At 43.8% G+C, this 987-nt stretch carries 2 pseudogenes; both read right to left on the bottom strand.

What is annotated here, in order from left to right:
• Positions 1 to 532 (bottom strand): annotated as a pseudogene (pgk, locus tag CIK04_RS25600) (phosphoglycerate kinase); the annotation flags it as partial.
• A gap of 147 nt (positions 533 to 679) precedes the next feature.
• A pseudogene (locus tag CIK04_RS25605) lies at positions 680 to 987 on the bottom strand (erythrose-4-phosphate dehydrogenase); the annotation flags it as partial.

Below are 987 nucleotides of genomic sequence, written 5' to 3' on the forward strand. Positions count from 1 at the left end.
TTGCTTTGCCGAGTGCTTCTAGTTCAGCAGCAAGTAGAGGGCCCGCACACGCTACTTCAGCAAACATACCCACACCGTGAGTTGACGCTGTGCACGGTGAGCTGTACCGAATGCATCCATTACGAATACGTCACATAGTGCCGCGTATTTTTAGAAAGTGTCTTCGTCGTTTTTCTCTCGTCCTTTTGTAAAGCGAACGTTTTCAAGAACAACAAGTTCACCAGCGTTTAGCTCAAGACCATCTAGGTAATCTTTAGCCAATTTCACTTCGCAATCTAGCGCGTCGTTTAGGTAGTTAACCACTGGTTGTAGAGTAGAACTCTTCTGCATATTCACCTTCAGTAGGACGACCTAGGTGAGAAGTGACCATTACTTTCGCGCCAGCTTCTAGACATAGCTTGATAGTAGGAAGAGATGCGATGATACGTGCATCAGAAGTTACTTTACCGTCTTTTACTGGCACGTTTAGGTCAGCACGGATGAATACACGTTTACCTGCTAGATCCAGGTCAGTCATCTTGATTACAGACATGATGTGTCCTCTCAAATATTAAAATAAAGTTTTGAAACTCGGCAACCCTGCCAAGCCTGTTAATTCTTCAAACTGGTTATTGATATGGAGTCATTACAAATTTATTTCAAGGCTAAAAATAAATTTTCTCCGACGCTGCCGATACGACTATTTGGCAGCTTGCATTGCGAGCGCAGTATCCAGCATACGGTTCGCAAAGCCCCATTCGTTATCGCACCAAACCAGCATTTTCACTAATGCCGTTACTGACTCGAGTTGGCTACCATCGACAATCGCGCTATGGGATCATGATTAAGTCGATGGAACGAGCGGCGCTTCAAGTATAGTCAACAATGCCACGTAATGTACACTGAGATGCGTTAACAATGGTTTGATTTACGTCATTAACTTTCACATTTGTATTAATCGTGACATCTTAAATCCATTGCAGTGACGTTTACTGTCGGCACTCTCAC

This window comes from Vibrio sp. 03_296 (genome assembly GCF_002265885.1).